At 60.4% G+C, this 21,446-nt stretch carries 17 protein-coding genes and 1 other RNA gene; 14 read left to right on the forward strand and 4 right to left on the reverse strand.

From position 1 onward, the window contains the following. Window positions 1-7: 7 nt before the first annotated feature. Complete coding sequence (gene mscK / locus HF027_RS04295; RefSeq protein WP_245184502.1) at window positions 8-3,319, forward strand: mechanosensitive channel MscK; 3,312 nt, start codon at window positions 8-10, stop codon at window positions 3,317-3,319. A gap of 62 nt (window positions 3,320-3,381) precedes the next feature. Here mscK and HF027_RS04300 read toward each other — a convergent pair whose 3' ends face one another. From HF027_RS04300 to HF027_RS04310, 3 genes are all read right to left on the reverse strand, one after another. After that, complete coding sequence (locus tag HF027_RS04300) at window positions 3,382-4,146, reverse strand: TlyA family RNA methyltransferase (RefSeq protein ID WP_168013262.1); 765 nt, start codon at window positions 4,144-4,146, stop codon at window positions 3,382-3,384. 136 nt (window positions 4,147-4,282) lie between these two features. Further along, on the reverse strand, window positions 4,283-6,334 hold the full coding sequence (locus HF027_RS04305) for a hypothetical protein (RefSeq protein ID WP_245184505.1): 2,052 nt from the start codon (window positions 6,332-6,334) through the stop codon (window positions 4,283-4,285). A gap of 45 nt (window positions 6,335-6,379) precedes the next feature. Beyond that, window positions 6,380-7,603: an ATP-grasp domain-containing protein gene (locus HF027_RS04310; RefSeq protein WP_168013263.1), complete on the reverse strand. Its 1,224-nt coding sequence runs from the start codon at window positions 7,601-7,603 to the stop codon at window positions 6,380-6,382. A 227-nt stretch (window positions 7,604-7,830) separates the two neighbouring features. On the opposite strand from HF027_RS04310, the gene ffs reads away from it, so the two are divergent. The 9 genes from ffs (at window position 7,831) to HF027_RS15475 (ending at window position 14,179) form a co-directional block, all read left to right on the forward strand. Continuing rightward, window positions 7,831-7,927: signal recognition particle sRNA small type (gene ffs, locus HF027_RS04315), an RNA gene on the forward strand. A 169-nt stretch (window positions 7,928-8,096) separates the two neighbouring features. Continuing rightward, on the forward strand, window positions 8,097-10,274 hold the full coding sequence (dnaX, locus tag HF027_RS04320) for a DNA polymerase III subunit gamma/tau (RefSeq protein WP_168013264.1): 2,178 nt from the start codon (window positions 8,097-8,099) through the stop codon (window positions 10,272-10,274). Window positions 10,275-10,318: 44 nt separating this feature from the next. Further along, on the forward strand, window positions 10,319-10,645 hold the full coding sequence (locus tag HF027_RS04325; RefSeq protein WP_136253799.1) for a YbaB/EbfC family nucleoid-associated protein: 327 nt from the start codon (window positions 10,319-10,321) through the stop codon (window positions 10,643-10,645). Beyond that, window positions 10,645-11,250, forward strand: a complete 606-nt coding sequence (gene recR, locus HF027_RS04330; protein ID WP_136253798.1) for a recombination mediator RecR — start codon at window positions 10,645-10,647, stop codon at window positions 11,248-11,250. The genes HF027_RS04325 and recR overlap by 1 nt, the downstream gene beginning before the upstream one ends. 31 nt (window positions 11,251-11,281) lie before the next feature. Next, complete coding sequence (rnd, locus tag HF027_RS04335; protein WP_168013265.1) at window positions 11,282-12,424, forward strand: ribonuclease D; 1,143 nt, start codon at window positions 11,282-11,284, stop codon at window positions 12,422-12,424. Further along, complete coding sequence (locus tag HF027_RS04340; protein WP_168013266.1) at window positions 12,424-12,729, forward strand: YcgL domain-containing protein; 306 nt, start codon at window positions 12,424-12,426, stop codon at window positions 12,727-12,729. Before rnd ends, HF027_RS04340 begins: the two co-directional genes overlap by 1 nt. 51 nt (window positions 12,730-12,780) lie before the next feature. Continuing rightward, window positions 12,781-13,230, forward strand: a complete 450-nt coding sequence (locus HF027_RS04345) for a YcgN family cysteine cluster protein (protein WP_136253795.1) — start codon at window positions 12,781-12,783, stop codon at window positions 13,228-13,230. Window positions 13,231-13,269: 39 nt separating this feature from the next. Beyond that, the gene (locus HF027_RS04350) at window positions 13,270-13,566 is read left to right on the forward strand and encodes a hypothetical protein (RefSeq protein WP_168013267.1); all 297 of its coding nucleotides are present in this window, start codon (window positions 13,270-13,272) and stop codon (window positions 13,564-13,566) included. Continuing rightward, window positions 13,547-14,179 (forward strand): hypothetical protein, encoded by a 633-nt coding sequence (locus HF027_RS15475; protein ID WP_209316396.1) that lies wholly within the window; start codon window positions 13,547-13,549, stop codon window positions 14,177-14,179. Before HF027_RS04350 ends, HF027_RS15475 begins: the two co-directional genes overlap by 20 nt. Before the next feature lie 99 nt (window positions 14,180-14,278). Here HF027_RS15475 and HF027_RS04360 read toward each other — a convergent pair whose 3' ends face one another. Next, entirely contained in the window at window positions 14,279-16,324 is a 2,046-nt protein-coding gene (locus HF027_RS04360) for a S9 family peptidase (RefSeq protein WP_168013268.1), read from the reverse strand. A gap of 72 nt (window positions 16,325-16,396) precedes the next feature. Between HF027_RS04360 and HF027_RS04365 the strand changes: the two genes are divergently transcribed. The 4 genes from HF027_RS04365 to HF027_RS04380 all read left to right on the forward strand — a co-directional run bounded on the left by HF027_RS04365 (window position 16,397) and on the right by HF027_RS04380 (window position 21,434). Further along, window positions 16,397-16,816: a hypothetical protein gene (locus HF027_RS04365; protein ID WP_168013533.1), complete on the forward strand. Its 420-nt coding sequence runs from the start codon at window positions 16,397-16,399 to the stop codon at window positions 16,814-16,816. Between the two features lie 12 nt (window positions 16,817-16,828). Then, on the forward strand, window positions 16,829-18,691 hold the full coding sequence (locus HF027_RS04370; RefSeq protein WP_168013269.1) for a VWA domain-containing protein: 1,863 nt from the start codon (window positions 16,829-16,831) through the stop codon (window positions 18,689-18,691). Continuing rightward, window positions 18,684-19,487: a class II glutamine amidotransferase gene (locus HF027_RS04375; protein WP_168013270.1), complete on the forward strand. Its 804-nt coding sequence runs from the start codon at window positions 18,684-18,686 to the stop codon at window positions 19,485-19,487. Before HF027_RS04370 ends, HF027_RS04375 begins: the two co-directional genes overlap by 8 nt. Window positions 19,488-19,772: 285 nt before the next feature. Then, window positions 19,773-21,434, forward strand: coding sequence for an AMP-binding protein (locus HF027_RS04380; RefSeq protein ID WP_168013271.1), 1,662 nt, complete (start codon window positions 19,773-19,775; stop codon window positions 21,432-21,434). Window positions 21,435-21,446 lie beyond the last annotated feature (12 nt).

Here is a 21,446-nt window from a genome sequence, read left to right on the forward strand (position 1 = left end):
GCGGTGGATGCTGCTGGTCACGCTGATGGTGAGTGGGCATGCGCTGGCTCAGGAGACGCAACCCCCTGACTTGCCGGATATCGATACCCTGGAAACGCGCATTCAGGCGTTGGAGCCTGCAGAGGGGGCTACGCTTGATGATGCCGCCAAGCGTGATCTCGAGGCGCTCAAGTCGACCCTGCAGCTACTCGAGAGAATTAAGGATCTGCAGGCTGCTATGGCGACGCTTGAGCAGCGTATTGCCGATGCGCCGGCGGAGATCGCAGACCTTCAGCAAGAGCTCAAGGGTGATGGGTTCGTTGCCCCTGATTTGAGCCTTGATGAGCTTGAGGGACTGTCCGTGGATAAGCTGGACGCTCGTCTGAAGGCGTCAATGGAGACCCTGAAGGAGTATCAGGATCGCCTGAGCGAGGTTAATACCCGACTGACCAATACTCAGACGCTACCGGAGCGGGCCCAACAGAGTATTGCCGAGGCCATGCAGGCGCTTGAGAAGGGGCGTCAGGCGCTGGAAGGACTCCCCGAAGGTCCCACACGGCTTGAGCGCCGTGCAAAATCACGTCTGGCTGATCTGACCGTGCGTTATCAACAGCGCGCCTTGAGTGCCAACTCAAGGCTCCGGGAGCTCGCTCAGCTGCGACAGGAGCAACTCAACCGGCAAATTGATCGTCAGGAAGCCCGCCTCGCCAAGTTGCAGGCAGTGCTTGATCGGAAGCGACGTGCTCAGTCTGAGCAGGCAATCAAGGCGGCATCGGCCGACACCTCGATAGTGGAAAGCGAACACCCTGTGGTTCGCCAAGCGCGAGAGGTCAATAACACCTTGAGCCTGGAGCTTTTGAAAGCCACGGAGCTTGCCAATACCTTGGCGCGTGATGGACTGGACGTCAGTCGTCGGCTCGACCGGGTTCGCCAGCTACAGCAGACCCTCAATGAGCAGATCGATGCCATTCGAGGCAGCCTGTTGTTGTCGCGGATTCTGCGCGAACAAAAGCGCTTGCTGCCGCAAGTAGAGCAGCGTCGCAACCTTCAAGACGATATCGCCGATCTGCGACTCAAGCAGTTCGAGCTGGGTCGTCAGCGCGACTCGCTACGGGATATCACCGCTCTGGCCCGAGAGCGGCTGGAGACGGCCGGTGCCGAGCCAACGGAGGCGTTACTTACCGCCCTGGAGAATCTTTTTACGTCGCGTCGCGAGCTGGTCGACCAGCTAGAGCAGGCCTACGGCGAGCAACTGAGCGCAGCCATTGATCTGCAGGTCAACCAGCAGCAGCTAATGACCCTAAGCCAGCAACTGCGTGAGACCCTCGATGAACAGCTGTTCTGGGTCGCCAACAGCCGCCATCTGGGTCTGGGATGGCTGCGTCAGGTGCCGGAACGGGTGGTCGAGACCTGGACGGAAGACGCGTGGCGTTCGCTATTGCCATTGAAATGGCCGAATTCAGGCGCTCTGGTGGGCCTGTTACCGATGCTGGTGGCCATTGGGCTATTTCTGTGGCGTCCTCGCATCAAGATGCGCCTGGTCCTGCTCAACGACAGGATTGGCCACCTCAAGCATGATACCCAGGCGCTGACACCGCTGGCGATTGCACTCAATGCACTCCTGGCAAGCCCTGGACCGCTGTTGATGGCATCGCTGGGCCTTGCCCTGGTGGTTGGGACGGAAGGTATGATGACGCGCCTGGGAATGGCGCTGGTGCAGTTGTCGCTGGCTTGGGCCAGTATCGCTTGGGCGAGACGACTGCTCGTAAGGGATGGAGTAGCGGTGCGTCATTTTCTCTGGCCGCCTGCCTACGCGCAGAGGCTCTCCAGGCTATTACGCTGGCTCGGGCTGTCACTGGTGCCGGTGCTGTTGATCACCAGCCTGGCCCGCGGCAGCGAGACCACCCTGGCCGAGCACCCGCTGGCCTTGCTGCTGATGCTGGCAGGCCTTGCCAGCATGGCCGTGATTCAGAGCAAGTTGATCACTGCCCATACGCCGCATTTTGGCATCTTGCTGTTGCGTCTGCTTATTGGCCTGACGCTGGCCGCCGTGCCATTGCTGCTGATCGGATTGATCGTGCTGGGGTATGAATACACGGCCTTGAGCCTGGTATCACGCTATGTGATGACGCTTTATCTGCTGGCCATCTGGATTGTGGTGGAGGCCTCCGTGGTCCGGGGATTGGCGGTGGCCGCGAGGCGGCTGGCTTATCGGCGGGCGTTAGCACGTCGCCACGCCTTGAAGCGCGATGAGCTTGAGAACGGCATGGACGTGGTTGAGGAGCCACCGCTGGACATGAATCAGGTCAATCAGCAGTCGCTACGTCTGTCCAAGCTCATTCTGGTGCTGGGACTTGGCCTGTTGCTGTACCTGGTGTGGGCCGATCTGCTATCCGTGCTCGGCTACCTGGATAGGGTTGCGCCCTGGGCCGCAGATGCCAGCGCACCGGGAGAAGGCGGTGTCGCCAGCGGGGCGAGCGTTATGGATATTGCTATCGCCTTGCTGATAGTCGTCTTGACAATGATGCTGGCGCGTAACCTGCCGGGCCTGCTCGAGGTGATGGTGTTATCGAAGCTGACCCTAAAGCAGGGCAGTGCTTACGCCATTACCTCATTGCTGTCTTATGCGATCGCCGGGGGCGGCCTGGTCATGGCGCTTGGGACGCTCGGCGTGACCTGGGATAAGTTGCAGTGGCTGGTAGCAGCGCTGGGCGTGGGGTTGGGCTTTGGGTTGCAGGAAATATTTGCCAACTTCATTTCGGGCTTGATCATTCTCTTCGAACGGCCGGTGCGCATCGGTGACACCATTACCCTTGGCAATCTGCATGGCACCGTTAGCCGTATTCGTATTCGTGCTACCACGGTCATGGATTTTGATCGCAAGGAGATCATCATTCCCAACAAGACCTTTGTCACCGATCAGCTGATCAACTGGTCGTTGTCCGATAGCATCACACGGGTAGTGCTTACCTATGGTGTGGCCTATGGATCGGATCTGGCACTGGTGCATCGCTTGTTGCACGAGACGGCAACCCGTAATGAGCGCGTGCTGAAAGATCCGGAACCACAGGTGTTCTTCCTGCGATACGCGGCCAGTAGCCTGGAGTTTGAACTGCGAATTTTCGTTAACTCCCTGCTCGATCGGCTACATGCAGCTGATGAAATCAACGTCGAGATTGCCTCGCGTTTTGAGGAGCATGGTGTCGAAATCGCCTTCAATCAGCTCGATGTGCATCTGCACGATGAGAAGGGTGGGCCCGTCGAGTGGGTGGCCCCGACACGCCACCGCGAGGCGCCATCCGCGAAGCGGGATGATGAAAAGGGCAGAGACGCACAGTGAAGCGGGGGAGAAGGCGGTGAGGAGGGCGAAAACAACGAATAATGGCGCTCCGTCAGGGGCTTTTAGCCGCGACGGGCATGGAGCAGAAACTCACGGTTACCGTCGCCGCCGCGGATCGGGCTGTCCTGCCAGCCAAGCACCGTGAACCCCTGTTCGGTGCAACAGGCGCGGATACGTGACTCGACATCGGCAAGCAGGCCCTCATCGGTGACGATACCGCGCTCGTTGACCTTGCCGGGACCGACCTCGAATTGGGGCTTGACCAGTGACAGCAACTCCGCGCCCGGCGACAGCAACTGGCTAAGCTGCGGAAGGATCAAGGTCTGCGAGATGAAGGAGACATCCATCACGGCGATGGACAGACCATCCGACGCGTGCTGCTCCAAGGCCTTTTGCAGCTCCGGAGAGGCCGCCATTGCCCTAGCATTGAGGCCTTCCAGGCAACTGACGCGAGGATCGTCACGAAGCGTGGGGTCGAGCTGGTGGTGGCCAACCTCTACGCCAATAACATGCGCCGCGCCGAAGGTCAGGGCGCAATCGGTGAACCCGCCGGTTGACTGACCAACATCGAGTACCACACGGCCCTCCAGGCACACGCCGCGCGCTTCAAGCAATGCCTCAAGTTTGAGGCCGGCCCGCGAGGCATAGCGTTCTTCCGGGTCCTCGTCGATGATCAACGCGCTGTCTTCCGGCAGCTTTTCAGAGGGCTTGGTCAGAGGTCGTGGTTGACCGGCCAGGCTTACCCGGCCATGGCGAATCAAGCGCTGGGCACGTGAGCGGCTGCGCACCAGGCCCAGGGAGACAAGCAGTTGGTCGAGTCGAATCATGCGGCCTCTGGCCTAAAGGAAGGGAAGTATAGGCAGAGGATTATACGCAAGGCGGCCACCGGTAGAGAATCCCGGCGGCCGCACTATTGAAGTGGATGGATAATGGTGAGGCTGGTTAGGTCGCTGGTGCCAGCTATCAGATCTCTGGCGGCACCTGACCACTGCTTGCCTGCAGCTCGGCATTGGGAATGCGATCCTTGCCCCAGCTTCGATGAATATAGCCTGTCACCCGGTCGAGTTCCTCCTGGGTGATCTTGGCAAGCTCACCTGGCTCCAGCGGATCAAAGTGATAGATGTACAGGCGCGACACGAACTGCTCGAAGGGCAGTGAAGACTCGCCGAAGCGCTCACCATGATCCGAGGTGCTCACCTTGATGCCGTCGCCCCAATCCTGACCGCTGTCGTTATTGGGATTGAAGAAATAGACCCGCATCTCATCGTTGGGATCGAGATTGGCGCGCAGGATCGTGATGGCATGCCAGCCAATGAAACGTGCCGACGTATCGGTCACGGCGATGCCGGCCGGTTGTGGATGAATCAGTGGCTGATTGCCGTTGTAGAACGGGTGATAACTGGCATAGAAGTGGCGCAGAAAGTCATCCAGATCCTGCAGTTTCCCGGTTGCCACATCAACGTTGATGCGAAAGCCTCGGCCCGACCACCAGCCGTGGAATTCCGGGTTGACCCAGCGGTGCGGGTCGCCCTCACGGCCGATGCAGCGACGGCCCATTTCCGCATAGATACGGTCCAGATGCGGCACGACGATCAACGACACCGGGTCGAGGTCGGTGGGCAATGTCTGGGCCACACCGGAGAGGCTCGCCATGGAGGATAGAGGCATACCTTCAAAGTGCATGATGATGTCGTCATCACGCGCGCCCCAGGCAACCATTTGCAGCAGATAATCCGGGTCGTTGTAGGCCCACATCGACAGCGCACGCGCCGACTGACAGGTCGGATTATTGCCCTGTCCCACACCCAGCGGCAGGCCGAGCATGCACAAGACGCCTTCCAATAGCCGGGCTCTGGGCGAGACACCTTCCCCGAAGGCCAGGTTCAGGCGGGCCTGAGACCAGTCGGACAGCGTCAGGCTCAGCTGGCGCCACATGGCGGGTGCTACCGGGGGTTGGTAGAAAATACCGCGCTCAAGCGTTAGCGCCAGGCCGTAGACGGCTTGAGAGGTTTCCGGATAGATGCCGCCACGAATCAGCGCGTGGACGAGTTCGTGGTAGCACAGCAGGCAGTCGCGGCCGGTGGACGACAGTCCCAGCGCTTCCGCCAGCAGGTGGTCGCTATGCTCAAGCAGATAGCGCAGTAGCACCGGGTGATAGGCCGATACCAGGCCCGTATCGTGCATGGCACGCGCAAAGCCGGTGGCTTCCCCCTGCAGGGCCGCGCTGTCCATGCTGCTGAGTCGCTCACGGTATACCTCAAGCCCCGGGTCTTCGCGAGACGCTCGGGTAGGGCCAAATAGCGAGCTGACCAGGCGGTCTGCCCCCTGGCCGCTGCCCCCCAGATCAATATCCGGGTTGGCCTGGCACAGGGCGATCTGCGTGATCATCTGCTTGATGGAATCCACCTGAATAGGACGCTGTTCCAGCATCCGCCAGATTTCCTCGATCAGATGATCGATAATGTGTTCGTAGCCGATGCGCTCGGACATATGCCGAAACAGATGGCGTGGAATCTCGGCCAAGCGGCCCTGCGTTTCTCGCTCGGCTTCGGTAGGGGCGCCAAACAATAACCTGAGATTCAGTGCCATCGTCTGGGTCAGGTAGTGATGCGCCTGCTCCAGAGAAATCAGTGGGTGAAGGTAATCACCCTTGGCCACGGCCAGCAGCCGAAGCTCGCTAAGCGATTCGATCACCACCATGTTGGGATCGGGACTCGTTAGCGCATGGGTTGTGAGTGACGGGACCAGGTGCTGAGGTGTTTCCCAGTCAGACCCTACAAAGACGCCCGCCTCTTCGAGAGCACGGCCGCGCTGTTCGATGGCCGCACAGCCGCCTTCCTGCAACATCACCCGCCGGGCAGTATCAAGCACTCTGGGGAGTTTGCCCGGCTTGGCGAAGTCGCGTGCGTTGTTGAGCAGTGTGATGGCGTCATCCAGATTCTTTAAAAGACCAGCGAGCTTGTCGCTGGCCTCCAACGCATCACTGCTAGTTGTCGTGTCACGTGGCGTTGTCACGCAGACTCCTTGTATCAGACTTGCATGCTTTCTATGTCCTTGGTGTTAGACATAGAAATCAAGATCTTCCATATGTTTGAGCAGATCTTTCATGCGTGCTGCCTCGTCACCCTTGAAGTAAACAAGGCCCCAGTGCGTGCCGAAGGCGGTACGCTTGGTGACTGTCTCTTCCATGGGCGAGGTCAGCTCGTGAGACTCGAAGTAGGGGTGATCCTCGACCTCTTCGGGAATCTCCAGCTTGCTGACCACACGGCGGCGCGGATAGACACCGAAGCAGCCGGCAAAGCCGTCGGCATCGACCACTTCCTTCGGGAAGAAGGCCTTGACCTCTTCTTCGGTGGTATTGGGGTCGAAGACCAGCATGGAGGCCTGGTAGGCATTGAACCCATAGACGCGTTCGAGCAGTTCGAAGACTTTGAAGCCCGGCGGACGATAGGCGACTTCGCCGAAGTACATCTCGCCATCGTTGGTCACGAAGTACTCGGGATGGATGATGCCGAACTCGATGTCGAAGGCCTTGATCAGCTTCTCGATCTGCGTCGTGATCTGCTCACGGTATCTTTCGAGTTCCGGAGAGGCCGGGACGAACACCGAATACCCAAGCGTTACATACTCGGAAATGTTGAGGAAGGCGATCTTGCCTTTGTGAATCCAGGCTTCGACCGCGAATTCCCAGCCATCCAGGTGTGATTCCATCAGTACCGGGAATTCTTCGTCGGGAATCGTATCAATCTCGTCCGGGGTACGGATCACGCGGTGACCCAGGCAACCAGCCTTGTCGAAGGCCTTGAGATGGATGGGGTCGTTGGGATCGCCGTCGAGTTTGAGCAGCGTCTGGTTGACGCGCTTGAGGAAGCGAATCACATCTTCCTTGTCGTGAGCTTCCTCGAAGATGCCCACACGGATGCCGCCCAGCTGAGCGCGGCGCTTCATCAGCGCCTTGTCACGCAGCAGCAGTGACTGGCCATACAGACGCGGGCTGTCGAGCAGTACGGAGTTGATCGCACCCGCCCACTCTACGGTCTCTTCGAACAGCGGAATGGAAACGTCGACGCCCATGTCTCTCAGGGTTTCGGCGATTTCCATGGAGCGATCATTCAGACGCTCGAAGTTCCAGGAAACATAGGGGATATCGTGCTTTTTGCAATAATCCTCAGCCCAGTCCGGCGCGACCACCACATAGCGGCGATCAAAGCTTTCGGCGGCCTCAATGGCGCTAAGGCTCCAGCCGAGCAGTGCGATATAGCCCTTGTTGGAATCCTTCTGCATAACGCTCCCTTACCATTGGTACGTGATCTTGTTGGTTATCACCAAGCTACACCTCTAAGCCTAGACGAGAAAGGCGTTGTCTGACTTCACGGTGGCGAAGCCCCTGCATCCTTGCGGACACGCTAAGCGACTGTTACAGTACGTCCCGCTCGACACAACAGTGCATGTATAAGCTTAAAAGTTATGTTTGCATCCAGTGGTAAGTGCTCGAGTCGTTATGGTGGCCCCGTCGGTCCTCCCGCAACGTTAAATCGCGAACCCCGCCAGGCCCGGAAGGGAGCAACGGTAGCGATGGATGCGTGTGCCGGGATGTGGCTGTCGGGGCCGCCTCCATTTCAGGGGCTAAATCCCTGTCTCCTCGCATGCACTCCCTCCTTGTCTTTCGGCCGTGAGCTCCAGCGGCTAGAATACTGACCGATTCAGGCAATGCGCCTGGCCTTGCGTCGTGCGTTGAACGGCGTCGTCTATTTTCGATGAAAGGATCCCGCGCTGCATGAGCTATCAGGTCTTGGCCCGCAAATGGCGCCCCCACACCTTCCATGAGCTGGTGGGGCAGGAGCACGTGCAGCGTGCGCTGGTCAACGCTCTGGATCAGGGGCGCTTGCACCACGCCTATCTGTTCACCGGAACCCGTGGCGTCGGCAAGACGACCCTGGCGCGCATCCTGGCCAAGTGCCTGAACTGCACCGCCAAGGGCGATGACGATAGCGGCGTCACATCGACACCCTGTGGTCAGTGTGAAAACTGCCGATCCATCGACGATGGTCGATTCGTCGACCTGCTTGAGGTCGACGCTGCTTCTCGCACCAAGGTCGAAGATACGCGCGAGCTGCTCGACAATGTGCAGTACGCGCCCACCCAGGGACGTTACAAGGTGTACCTCATTGACGAGGTACACATGCTCTCGACCCACAGTTTCAACGCGCTGCTCAAGACACTCGAAGAGCCGCCGCCGCATGTGAAATTCCTGCTTGCCACGACCGACCCGCAGAAACTCCCGGTCACGGTGCTGTCGCGCTGCCTGCAGTTTACGCTCAAGAACATGCCGCCAGAGCGCATTGTCGAGCATCTGAGCAAGGTGCTTGAGGTCGAAGGCGTGCCTTTCGATGAAAGCGCCCTGTGGCTGCTTGGCAAGGCAGCCGATGGCTCAATGCGCGATGCCATGAGTCTGACCGATCAGGCCATTGCCTTCGGCCAGGGCCAGGTGCGCCAAGGCGACGTCGCCGCCATGCTAGGCACCTTGGATCAACGCCATGTGCTGACATTGCTTGAGGCATTGGCTGAAGTCGATGCTGCTCGTGTGCTGAGCGAAGTCGCGTCGCTGGCCGAACAGGGGCCGGATTTTGCCGGCGTGCTCGATGATTTGCTTGGTGTCCTGCACCGCTTGGCGGTAGCCCAGATGGTGCCCGGCGCCCTCGATAACGGCCACGGTGACCGCGAGGTCTTGCTGACGCTGGCATCGCGCTTCACCGCTGAGGATGTTCAGCTCTATTATCAGATTGGCTTGCAGGGCCGTGGCGATATGGACCAGGCGCCGGAGCCGCGCACGGCGCTCGAGATGACGTTGCTGCGCATGCTGGCCTTCCGCCCCCAGGGCGTTCCCAAGCCGGCCCAGACGCCCTTGCCGATGACCGGCGACGCGGTCCCGGAGAAGGCGCCTGAGCCAGCCGCCGAGAGTACGCCAGCGACAAGCCAGAGCGCGCCACCTTCCCAGGAACCTGCTTCTGGCGCTGGTGCTGCTGGTGCGCCAGATGCGCTGCCTCATGCGTCGCCCATGCAGGCCAGGACGGAAGAGTCTCAGGACACGCTGTCGTCCTCCGCCCCTGCGGGACCAGGCACACCGACGTCAGTCGATACGTCTGACCCGTCGGCGGCTGAAAATACGCGGTCAGCCAGCGAGTTGCCGCCTCCCTGGGAAGCCTTGCCGGACGACATGGCAAGCGATCAGGCAGCTCAGCCGGCGGATTCCCAGCAAGGCGCTGAAGCGGCCACCTGGGAGGACGCCGAGGAAGACGCCATGGCAGCGGTTTCTGACGCCAGGGAAGCAGGTAGTCCGTCGTCACCTCATGTTCCCGAGCCCGAGCACGAGCCTTCAATGGCGCCCGCGACCCCGGAACCTGTGGCGCCAGGCACGTCGGCCTCCGCGTCGTTGGCTTCCCCGTCAGCAGCCGATGAGGATGAGGGGGCTCAGCCCCCTGAGCCGCCAGATGCCTCTTCGAGAGCTGCCGAGAGCGTGCCGGCGCCTTCGCATACCGAAGCCGATGCTCGCTTGAACCAGGCGGCCTGGCTTGGTCTTTTCGAGCAGTTGGGGCTTGGTGGCTTGACGCGCAACCTGGCGGCCCATTGCGTTGTCGAACAGGACGATGGCGATCAGCTGGATCTGCGTCTGGCGCCTTCCCAGTCGGCCATGAATGCCGAGGTTCACGTCAAGCGCATCCAACAGGCGTTGGCTGATGCGGGCGTCAATCGGAAGGTGCGCATCGAGGTCGGCGAGATTCCCGAAACGGTGGAAACGCCCCGAGGCCAGTCAGAGCGCATCGCTACAGAACGTCATGCGGTTGCGGTTGAAGCGCTCAAGGCTGACCCGCATATTCAGAAACTCCAGTCGACCTTTGGGGCTCGGCTGGTGGAAACCAGCGTCGAACCCCGACAGAATCCCGATTCGGCCTGACGTCTCTGGTTCACGACCCAATACGACTCAAGAGGAATCTCACCATGATGAAAGGTGGCATGGACAACCTGATGAAGCAGGCTCAGGAAATGCAGGAAAAAATGCAGCACGCTCAGGAAGAGGCCGCCAAGGCCGAAGTCCAGGGTGAAGCCGGTGCTGGCATGATCAAGATCACCATGAATGGCCGCCATGATGTCAGCAATGTCGATATCGACCCGAGCATCATGGAAGAAGACAAGGAGCTTCTCGAAGACCTGCTGGCCGCTGCGGTCAACGATGCCGTACGTAAGGTCGAGGCGGCTTCCAAGGCGCAGATGGAAGAGGCGACTGCTGGCTTGAACCTGCCGCCCGGCTTCAAGATGCCGTTCTGATGAGCTTCTCGCCCCTCGTTGACCGATTGCTGGAATCGTTACGTGTGTTGCCGGGGGTGGGGCCCAAGACCGCACAGCGCATGGCCTTGCACCTGCTTGAGCGCGAACGGCAGGGCGGTGAGCGTCTGGCTGCCGTGCTCTCCCAGGCATTGGCGGAAGTCGGCTATTGTCGGCGTTGCCGCACCCTGACCGAAGAAGAGCTGTGTGGTCTCTGCAGCAGCACGCGTCGCGATGAGCGGCTCTTGTGTGTGGTGGAATCGCCCGCGGACATGCTGGCGATCGAGGAGGCCGGTGGTTATCACGGCCAGTATTTTGTCCTGCATGGCCACCTATCCCCTCTCGATGGCATAGGCCCTGATGATATCGGCCTCGATCAACTCGACGCGCGTCTCGCCGAAGAAGGTGTGGATGAGGTGATTCTGGCCACCAATCCCACCGTGGAAGGCGAAGCCACGGCGCATTACATTGCCAACCAGCTCATCGGTCGCGAGATTCGACTGTCGCGCCTTGCCTATGGCGTTCCCATGGGCGGAGAGCTGGAATATGTCGACGGCGGCACCTTGAGCCGCGCCTTCAATGGTCGCTTGCCCTTTTCCGGAGAGTGAGTCGACGCCTGTCGTACTACTTGGAAATACTATGTCCCTGGCACCCGAAAATCTCGATCTCGATATTCGCTGGATCGATACCCCGCAGGCGCTCGATGAGGCCTGCGAGGCGCTTTCAAGCGCCGATACGCTGGCACTGGATACCGAGTTCTTTCGCGAGTCGACATTCTATCCCGTGCCGGCGTTGGTGCAGCTTTGTGCCGGCGAGACGGCCTATCTGGTCGATCCTCAGGCGGTTGAGGCGACTCCCGCCTTAAAGACCCTGCTTTCCGAGGGGCCGCTCAAGCTTCTGCATGCCAGCAGTGAAGATCTCGAAGTGCTGGCCAGCTGGGCAGGGGTAAGCGTATGGCCGTTGGTCGATACGCAGGTCGCTCAGGCGCTGCTCAGCGAAGACCCGGCGATGGGCTATCAGCGGCTGGTAGAACACTGGACGGGCCATGTTCTACCCAAGGACGAGACCCGCTCCGATTGGCTTGAGCGTCCGCTGTCTGAGTCCCAGTGCCGCTATGCGGCTCTGGACGTGATTTATCTGCTGGAAGTCTGGGAAGCTCAGCGGGCAGCACTGGAAATGCACGGACGGCTCGACTGGCTCGAAGCGGACTGTGCGGCGATCGTTGGTCAGGCGGGACGCAGCATTGATGCCGATGGCCAGTGGTACCTGCGGCATCGCCAGCTGTGGCGTCTCGAACGCCCTCAGATCGAGGCTTACCGCCGCTTGACCACCTGGCGAGAAGGCGAGGCGCGTGCCCGCAACCTGCCCCGGGGCTGGCTAGTCAACGACAAGCTGCTTTATGCGATTGCAGAGCGCATGCCCAAGGACCGTCATGGTCTGGCGCAGATCGAGGGGCTAAAACCTGGCGTGATCAAACGTGAAGGGGATACTCTGCTGGCGCTGGTGCGCGAGGCGCGCCATTGCGATGAGGCCGAGCTTGCTGAAGCCTTGCCGTCTCCGCTTACCGGCCCCTTCAAGAAACGCTACAAGGCGCTTAAACAGGTGATCACGGCGCAGGCTGAAGCGCTGGGCATCGCTCCTGAGGTGCTGATGCGTCGTCGCGACATTGAGGCGCTGGTGGCCGCAAGCCTGCTGCATCGCCCCTTGATCCTGCCAAATGGCTGGCGTGGTCAGTGCCTGGCCGATGATTTGGCCGCTGCCCTCAATCAGGTGAATACTTAATGAGTGACGCAACTGCTCGCAAGTTACTTTGTGAAATCTTCAAGAGTTCACGTCAGGACGAGATGTATCTCTACGTCGATAAACGTAACGGAATGAAGGATGTACCCGAAGAATTGCTTGAGCATTTCGGCAAGCCTGAGCCCGTGCTTACCATGATCCTGACGCCCGGCAAGAACCTGTCCCGTGCCAAGGCCTGCGATGTGATGGCCGCTATCGATGAAAAGGGCTTCTACTTGCAGATGCCGCCTGCCAAAGAGTCCTATCTGCTGGATCTCTATCATACACCGATTCGGCCAAGCTACTGACGCCTTGGCGTCGCCTCGTCATCTGCGCCCGTTGCGCATCAAGGAGTCTCTATGCGAGAGCGTTTCTGGGAGCGCTACCCCCTCGAAGAGTTGAGTGACACAGAGTGGGAAGCGCTGTGCGATGGTTGCGGTCAATGTTGCCTGCTCAAGATCGAGGATGAGGTCAGTGGTGATGTGGCCGTGCTCAATGTGGCCTGCGAACTGCTGGATATTTCGTCCTGTCGATGCAGCGATTACGAGAACCGTTTTGCCCGCGTGCCCGACTGCACCCAGCTGACGGTAGCAAGAGTCGATGACTTTCGCTGGCTGCCGCATTCCTGTGCCTACCGACGCCTTCATGAAGGTCGCAAGCTGGCCGGCTGGCATCCGCTGATTTCCGGTGACCCCGCCAGGGTGCATCGCAAGGGCATCAGTGTGGCAAGCTTTGCCGTGTCCCAGAAAGAGGTGCCTGAAGAGGCCCTTGAAGACCATATCATCGCTATCCTGCCCATCGATGGTTAATGGTTTCCTCCCCCCAAGCATGACGACTCTAGTGCATCCTTGAACATTTTGATTGCTGATCTTGCTGCTGAAGAACCATGCCCTTTTCCGATGGTGAATGAAGTGGCAGGTAACCATGCTATGCAGGTGTGTAACAAAATGTTTTGCGCAGGCCGAGAGGCGATGCGTCAGGCAAGCGACAGCAGCAAGGGGGCAGGCAATGCACAAGTTCAAATTGACGGCCTTGGTGGTGGCAATCGGTTGTTTGTCATCGTCAGGTGTCCTGGCGCAATCGTCATCGGAAGAGAGTTTCGCGCGTCCGTTGCCAGAGGATGCGATGTCAGAGATCGGCAATGACACGCTGACGGAGAGGGAGCTGGATGCCCTGATCGATGATTTCGAGGCGCCGGCGGCAGGTGGCGGGGGCTGCGGCAGTGGCTTTGAGGAAGGCTGTAGCGGCTTCATCCTGGAAGTGGCAGCAGTGGATCCGCCGCCTGGAACACCCGGCCTTGAGCCACCCGTAACCGATCCAACTGATCCAACTGATCCAACCGATCCAACCGATCCAACCGATCCAACCGATCCAACCGATCCAACCGATCCTGGTAATGGTGGCAACGGTGGTTCCGGTGGTGGTGGTTCTGGCGGTGGCGGTAACGGCGGTGCCGGTGGTGGTGCTGGCGGCGGTTCCGGTGGTGGTGGTTCTGGCGGTGGCGGTTCTGGCGGTTCTGGCGGTGGTGGTTCTGGCGGTTCTGGCGGTGGTGGTTCTGGCGGTTCCGGTGGTGGTGGTTCTGGCGGTTCCGGTGGTGGTGGTTCTGGCGGCTCCGGTGGTGGTGGTTCTGGCGGCTCCGGTGGCGGCAGCGGTGGTTCTGGTGGGGGTGGCAGCGGCGCCGGCGGCAATGGCGGTAGCGGGGGTAGCGGCGGCGGTGCCGGTGGCACTGGCTCCGGAGCTGGTGGTTCTCCGCTCTAAGTTGCTGACGCTAACTAGACGACCAGCCTCAGGGCGTCAGTGAAAAAAGGCCTCGCTCGGTCAATACCGGGCGAGGCCTTGTCATAAGCGGGCAGGGAATCAGTCGTGCTTGATGAGCCCTAGTGCCCAGAGGATGTAGGCATCCTGTCGCGCGTTGTCGCGCCAGGCCTTGAAGCGACCAGAAGCGCCACCGTGACCGGCTCCCATGTCGGTACGCAGGATCACGGGGCCACGGGCGCTACCCAGCTCCTGCAGGCGGGCATAGAGCTTGGCAGGCTCCCAGTAAGGCACCCGGGCATCGTGCCAGCTGCCCTGCAGAAATACGCTGGGGTAGGGATGGGCCTGGAGGTTGTCCAGCGGTGAATAGTCCTTGATGCGCTGATGGACGATGGGGTCTCCAGGGTTACCCCATTCGGTGTACTCGGCAATGGTCAACGGCAGGTCAGGGTTTTCCATGGTGCGCAGCACGTCCACGAAGGGAACATCGAGCACCGCGGCGCAGAAGGCCTCGGGCGCTAGGTTCAGGCTAGCGCCCACCAGCAGCCCACCGGCACTGGCGCCGTAGGCCACGACCCGGTCTTCATCACTCAGCCCCATGTCGACCAGGCGGTCACGGGCCGCCAGAAAGTCGCGGAAGCTGTTTTCCTTGTGTTCGAGCTTGCCGGCCAGGTACCAGGGCTCGCCGCGATCACCGCCACCCCGCACATGGGCCACGGCAAAGGCGACGCCTCGTTCCAGAAGCTCGAGCCTTGCCACCGAGAACCAGGGGTCGAGCACTTCTCCGTAGGCGCCGTAGCCGTAAAGCAGGGTCGGCATGGGTGCCTGGCCGAGACAATCAGCACGGCCAACGATAGACACCGGCACCCGATCGCCATCATGGGCCTCGGCCCACACCCGCTGGCACGTCAGCTGCGATGGCTTGAGGGTGCCATGTACCGGTTGCTCCTTCAGCAAGGTGCGCTCACCCGTGTCCAGGTCGTGGGCAAGCCAGCGAATCGGCAGCGTGAAGGATTCTTCCCGCAGCAACAGCCGACGCTCGTTAAAGTGCGGGGTATCACCCAGCGCCAGGCTGCAGGGTTCTTCGGGCAGTGGCAGGCGTTCATCACGCTGTATACCGTGCTGGGCGTCAAGCTCCACTACCCGCAGATAGACCTGAGCCTTGTCATGGTCGCGTTCGGTGATCACAAGTCCCCAATCGAAGGCGTCAACGCCCTCGAGGGTTTGATCATCGCGATGCGCAATCAGAGGTTGCCAGGCGTTGTGGCTGGTTTCGGGGCAGATATCCAGGCGGAAGTGCGGCGCCTCGCGATTATTGAGCACGTAAAAGTGGCCGGGGCGGTGCTCGATCGCATATTCGACGCCGGTTTCGCGAGGATGGAAGCAGTGGGGCTCAGTGGCCGGCAGGTTAGCCGGCACCAGGTAGCATTCGCTGGTGTCCTTTGAAGCGCTTTCCAGTACCAGCCACGTCCGTGAGCGGGTCTTGCCGATGCCGAGCCAGAACTCCGGGTCGTCCTCACGCAGGATCAGCTCGGCTGCCTGCTCGGGCATCGCCGTGTCCAGCCTCCAGATACTCTCCGGGCGCTGGATGTCATCGTAACGGGTGAACAGCAGGGTACGATCATCTTCAGCCCAGCAAAGCTCCGGGCCGATGCCTTCCAGCAAGAGCTTGGGGACCCCGTCAGGCAATGACTTGAGATAGAGCGCGAACATCTCGTCGCCATTGGTATCTTCGGTCCAGGCCAACCAGGCTTCATTGGGTGATAGCGCCATGTCGCCGATCTCGAGGAAATCCAGCGAAGCGGCGCGCGCTTCAAGATCGAGAAAGCATTCGCGCTGGGATGGCGCATCTAGCGGATGGCGCCACCAGCGCGGGTAGTCGGCGTCGGCGGCGGTCTCACTCCAGTAGGTGAAGTGATCCAGCGGCGCCGGCAGACCGGTCACGGCCAGTTCGCGGCGAGCCAGGTGACCCTGGTAGAGCGCTTCGACGACGGGCTCTAGTGGCGCAAACCAGGCGCTGCTTTCGGCGTTGGTGGCCTCGAGGAAGTCGCTAACGGATGAATCATCGCGGTTTTCCAGCCAGTGCCAGTCAGGGTCGTCCGGGCGGCGGAAGCGAGCGATGGGCGAGGTAGACGGCTGTGCTTTCATTGGGTGCGGTGTACCATATGGGCAATTACTAGTGGATGCGCGCGCCAGAAGGCGTTTGCTTGGAGAGAAATGATGCTGTTGTCCAATTCGCTGCCACAACTGTGGCTGATCTATGCTCTATTGTCGCTGGTCGTGCTGGTGACTGGCCACCTGGGAATTCGCTTCCTCCCCCGGTTGCCTCGTTGGATCGTCACCGGGGTAGTGGCCGGCATCATCTGGATGCCCGCAAGCTACGCGCTGCCGACGCTGGAGCAAGCCGAGCCTCATTCAGGCATTGCGCCAGCTATCGTGGTGGCCGCGGTGGCCATGCTTCAGGGCAAAGGTGGCGCTATGCTTGGCGCCTCGCTGCTGTTGGTTGTGGGGATGGTGCTGGGCGCCTTGCTGGGGTTTGGTGTCTGGTCCCTCGGACGCCGGCCGGTGGTGGCAAAGGCCAGTGATGTCAAGCAGCCGAAGGCTTCAAGCCATGAACGTCAGGAGCCGGTGATCGGTTAAGGGGAAGGGCCTATGCGCGTCATCCTGGGTGCCGTGCTGGGTTGCCTGCTGTGGTCGACCGCCGTTTTTGCCCAGCAGGCGACAGAGGACGTCAAGTCACAGAACGGTAAACCAGAGGCGGCGCTCGCCTCGGACGTGCGCGTGATCTTCGATGTTTCAGGCAGCATGCAAGACAATGACCCTGAACGCTTGAGTGCCAGTGCACTGGAGCTTCTGGCCGCACTGCTTCCCTCGAGTTCTCGCGGTGGTCTTTGGACCTTCGGCGAGCGCGTCGACAATCCTCTACCGGTAAGTTCAGTGGATCAGGACTGGCGTGAGAAGGCCCGCTCACTGGCCCCCCGGCTGGTTGATTATCAGCAGTACACGGATATCGAGGCGGCCATCCGTCAGGCAAGTGAGGCGCCGGGTAACGGACGGCATCTGGTGCTGCTCACCGATGGTGTGATCGATCTGGCCCCGGGTGGCGGCAACAAGGCGTCAAGAGATGCCCGCTCACGCCGGGTGCTGCTCGAGGAGCTCGTCCCCTCGCTTGCTGAGCGGGGCGTGACGATTCACGCCATTGCCTTTTCCCAACAGGCTGACCTTGCCTTGGTCGAGAGCCTGGCTCAGTCGAGTCAGGGGCTGGCGGCGCTCGCTCAGAGTCCTGAGGATCTGCTGCGCGGCTTCCTCGATATCTTCGAGCGCATTTTTCCCACCGACCAGGTGCCACTGAGCGATAACCGCTTTCCTATCGACCCGGAGGTAGAGTCCTTCTCTGCACTGCTGTTCCATGAGCCGGACGCAGCGCCGCCGGTACTTGTCGGTCCCGATGGTCGTCGCTATTCACCCAAGGATCTTCCGGCAGGGGCCAGCTGGCAGCGTGAGCCGCGCTTTGATCTGATCACGGTTCCTTCGCCAGAGGAGGGCGAGTGGCGGATCGAAGGAGCGCTCGACCGAGACAGTCGTGTGAGCGTGGTATCGCCGCTTGCGATGAATACCTCAGAACTCCCTGCGACGCTCTACCAGGGATTTGACCTGCCGCTGGACGTCTGGTTCGAGAGGACAGATGGTGACTCCCTTGCTGCGAACGTTCGACAGGACATGCGGGTCACGGTTGAACTCCAGACGATCGATGGGGCATTGGCAGCCAGACGTTCGCTGACGCGCGTCGCACCCGACGATGCCCGTTTCAGGGGCGTGCTGCCCGCACCGACCCTGACCGGTAACGCGCGTCTGGTCATTGATGCACAAGGCGAGCACATTCATCGCCAACGGGTCCAGGCGGTCAATGTGTTACCCGCTATCAGTGCCCGTCGAGAAGACGGTCACGTGTGGCTTGAGGCCGAGCACCCCGAGCTTGATACCACCAACACACGTCTCAGCGCGACGCTTCAGGGTGAGCCCCTCCCCATTGAGGCCACCGACGAGCGTCGCTGGCGCGTGACGCTGCCCGAGCTTTCAGACGAGATAGGACTGCCATTGCAGATTGATGGCGATGTCGAGCTGGGCGGTGAGTCGCGGGCGCTAAATCTGCCACGTTTGCTCCTCAACGCTGACGGTCGCATCCTGGTCGATCAGGCACGCCTGGACGGCGCCAAGATGACCAGTCGTGACCTGCATCGGCAACCGGAGGATGCCTCGAACTCGCCGAGTGGTGAGGCCTCAAGTGAAGAGTCGGCCGCTGATCGAATCGTCAACGCCATCAATGCGCTTCCCGCCAAGGCCGGGCGTCTGGTCCATCGCCTTAACGACCAGCCCCGCTCGTGGTTTGTCTGGGCCGCGCTGGCCGCTGTCGTTCTGGTGATAATACTCTGGGCGCTTTTCGCGCGTAGGCGTCGTGCGCGCAACGTGTCTCAACCCCACACGCAGCAGCGCAGAGAGGATCCTCATGTGTGAATTGCTCGGCATGAGCGCCAATGTGCCCACCGATATCTGCTTCAGTTTCGCGGGATTTCTGCATCGTGGTGGTGGCACCGGGCCGCACCGTGATGGCTGGGGCATTGCCTTCTACGAGGAGGGCGGATACCGCGAGTTTCGCGACCCGCATCCCTCGGTCGATTCGCCGATCGCCAGCCTGATTCGCGATTATCCGATCAAGTCGCATATCGTGATCAGTCATATCCGCCAGGCCAATGTCGGCCATGTGAGCCTTGCCAATACCCATCCATTCACTCGTGAGATGTGGGGGCGGCCCTGGTGCTATGCCCATAACGGTCAGCTCGAGGGCTGGCAGGATCTGCCACTGGGTGTCTCGCGACCGATAGGAGGCACTGACAGTGAACACGCCTTCTGCTATCTGATGGGGGAGCTTCGCCACCATTTCCCCACCCCTCCCAAGGACCCTCAGGCGCTTTGGGCGTTGGTTCATCGCTGCTGTGAGCGGCTGCGCGGCAAGGGCGTCTTCAACCTGCTGCTCTCCGACGGCATTTACCTCTACAGCTTCTGCTCCACCAAGCTTGCCCATATCACGCGCCGGGCGCCTTTTGGTGAGGCCAACCTGTCGGATGCCGAACTGAACGTGAATTTCGCCGAGCATACCACTGAGCATGATGTGGTCTCGGTGATAGCGACCGAGCCACTGACCGATAACGAGAACTGGGTACGGATGGCGCCTGGAGAGCTTCTGGTATGGCATGACGGAGAGATACAGGCGCGTTTTCTGCCAGATTCAACTCAAGCTCAAGCGTTATAGACACAACCCTGGGTAAGCAGACAGCCTTGAGGAGCATCTGTCTCCATCGGCTATCCTGTTGTTAAGTCCTTATGTTAGGTACTTGTGTTAGGTACGTAGATTTTTCGTTAGCCCTGATGACCAAAGTGCCATGGCGTCAGTGATCCATTAGTGGCAAATTCTGATCGATGTTTAACGCTTGTTTCAATCATGTGTTTGAATGGGGTGTCCCGGCTGCCAGCCGTCAGTTTTCAACAACAATGATCAGTGCGCCGGCGGTGTCGGCGCTTTTGGGGAGATCCGCCCATGAGTGAGCATGTCAGTGCAGCGACCCTCACAGGTCCAGTCCTCGAAGGGCTCGACGATTACACGTCGGTCATGGATATCTTCCACCGCTCGGTCGAGCGCTTCGCCGATAAGCCGGCTTTCAGCTGCATGGGCCAGGTTCTGACCTATGCCGACCTTGACCGCTTGTCGGGCGATTTCGCCGCCTGGCTCCAACACGAGACGAGCCTGGAGCCCGGGGATCACATCGCCATCCAGCTCCCCAATGTGTTGCAGTTTCCGGTAGCGGTATTCGGTGCCTTGCGTGCCGGACTGGTGGTAGTGAACACCAATCCACTCTATACCGAGCGGGAGATGGTCCACCAGTTCAAGGACTCCGGTGCCAAGGCGATCCTGATTCTGGCCAATATGGCCGATAAACTCGAGAACGTGCTCGACAAGACGGATATCGAACACGTGGTGGTAACCGAGCTTGGTGACCTGCATCGCTTCCCCAAGCGATTGTTAATCAATGCAGTCGTCAAGTACGTGAAGAAGCTGGTCCCGCATTACAGCTTGCCGACGGCGGTAGGGTTTCGCTCGGCACTGAGCAAAGGGCGCAGGCTGATTCACGAAGAGGTGGCACGTGGCCCCGAAGATATGGCCGCCTTGCAGTACACGGGAGGAACCACGGGTCGCGCCAAAGGGACAATGCTTACCCACCGCAACCTGATCGCCAATATGCTCCAGGCGCGAGAGGCCATTGGGCCGGCGTTGGACGACGGCGCTGAAACCATCATTGCGCCCTTGCCGGTCTACCATATCTACACCTTCACGGTGAATTGCCTGTTCATGGTCGAGACCGGCAATCATTCGGTGTTGATCACCAATCCCCGGGATCTGGACGATTTCGTCAAGCTGCTCAAGAAGACGCCCTTCACCGGCTTCATTGGTCTCAACACCCTGTTCAATGCGCTCTGTCAGCGCAAGGATTTCCAGTCACTCGACTTCTCGCCGCTCAAGCTGACCATCTCGGGTGGGATGGCGCTGACACGCGCGGCGGCAGAGCGCTGGGAAAGTCTGACCGGCTGCGCCATCGCCGAGGGCTACGGCATGACCGAGACCTCGCCGATCGTCTCCTTCAATCCGGTCGATGCCATTCAGCTCGGCAGTATCGGCAAACCGGTGGCGGGTACTAAGGTGCGGGTCATCGACGATGAGGGCGAGGTCCTGGCCCTGGGCGAGCCCGGTGAGCTCTGCGTGAAGGGGCCGCAGGTGATGAAGGGCTACTGGAACCTGCCGGAGGAAACTGCCAAGACGCTCGATGATGAAGGGTGGATCCGTACCGGCGATATCGCCGTACTGCAGGAAGATGGCTACATTCGCATCGTCGATCGCAAGAAGGACATGATCATCGTCTCGGGGTTCAATGTGTACCCCAACGAGATCGAGGACATCGTGACCGGTCATCAGGATGTGATCGAGGCAGCGGCGGTGGGCATCGAAGATGCCAACAGCGGTGAGGCCATCAAGCTGTTCGTGGTCAGCCGCAACCCGGATCTCGATGCCGATGCGGTGCGTGCCTATTGCCGCAAGCAGCTTTCCGCCTACAAGGTGCCGCGTTTCGTCGAGTTCCGCGATGAGCTGCCAAAGACCAACGTCGGCAAGGTGTTGCGCCGCGAGCTACGTGATACCCCTTCGTGATGGCCGGGGGCT

The sequence above is a fragment of the Halomonas salinarum genome (assembly GCF_012062845.1).
GTDB classification, from domain to species: Bacteria; Pseudomonadota; Gammaproteobacteria; order Pseudomonadales; family Halomonadaceae; genus Onishia; species Onishia salinarum.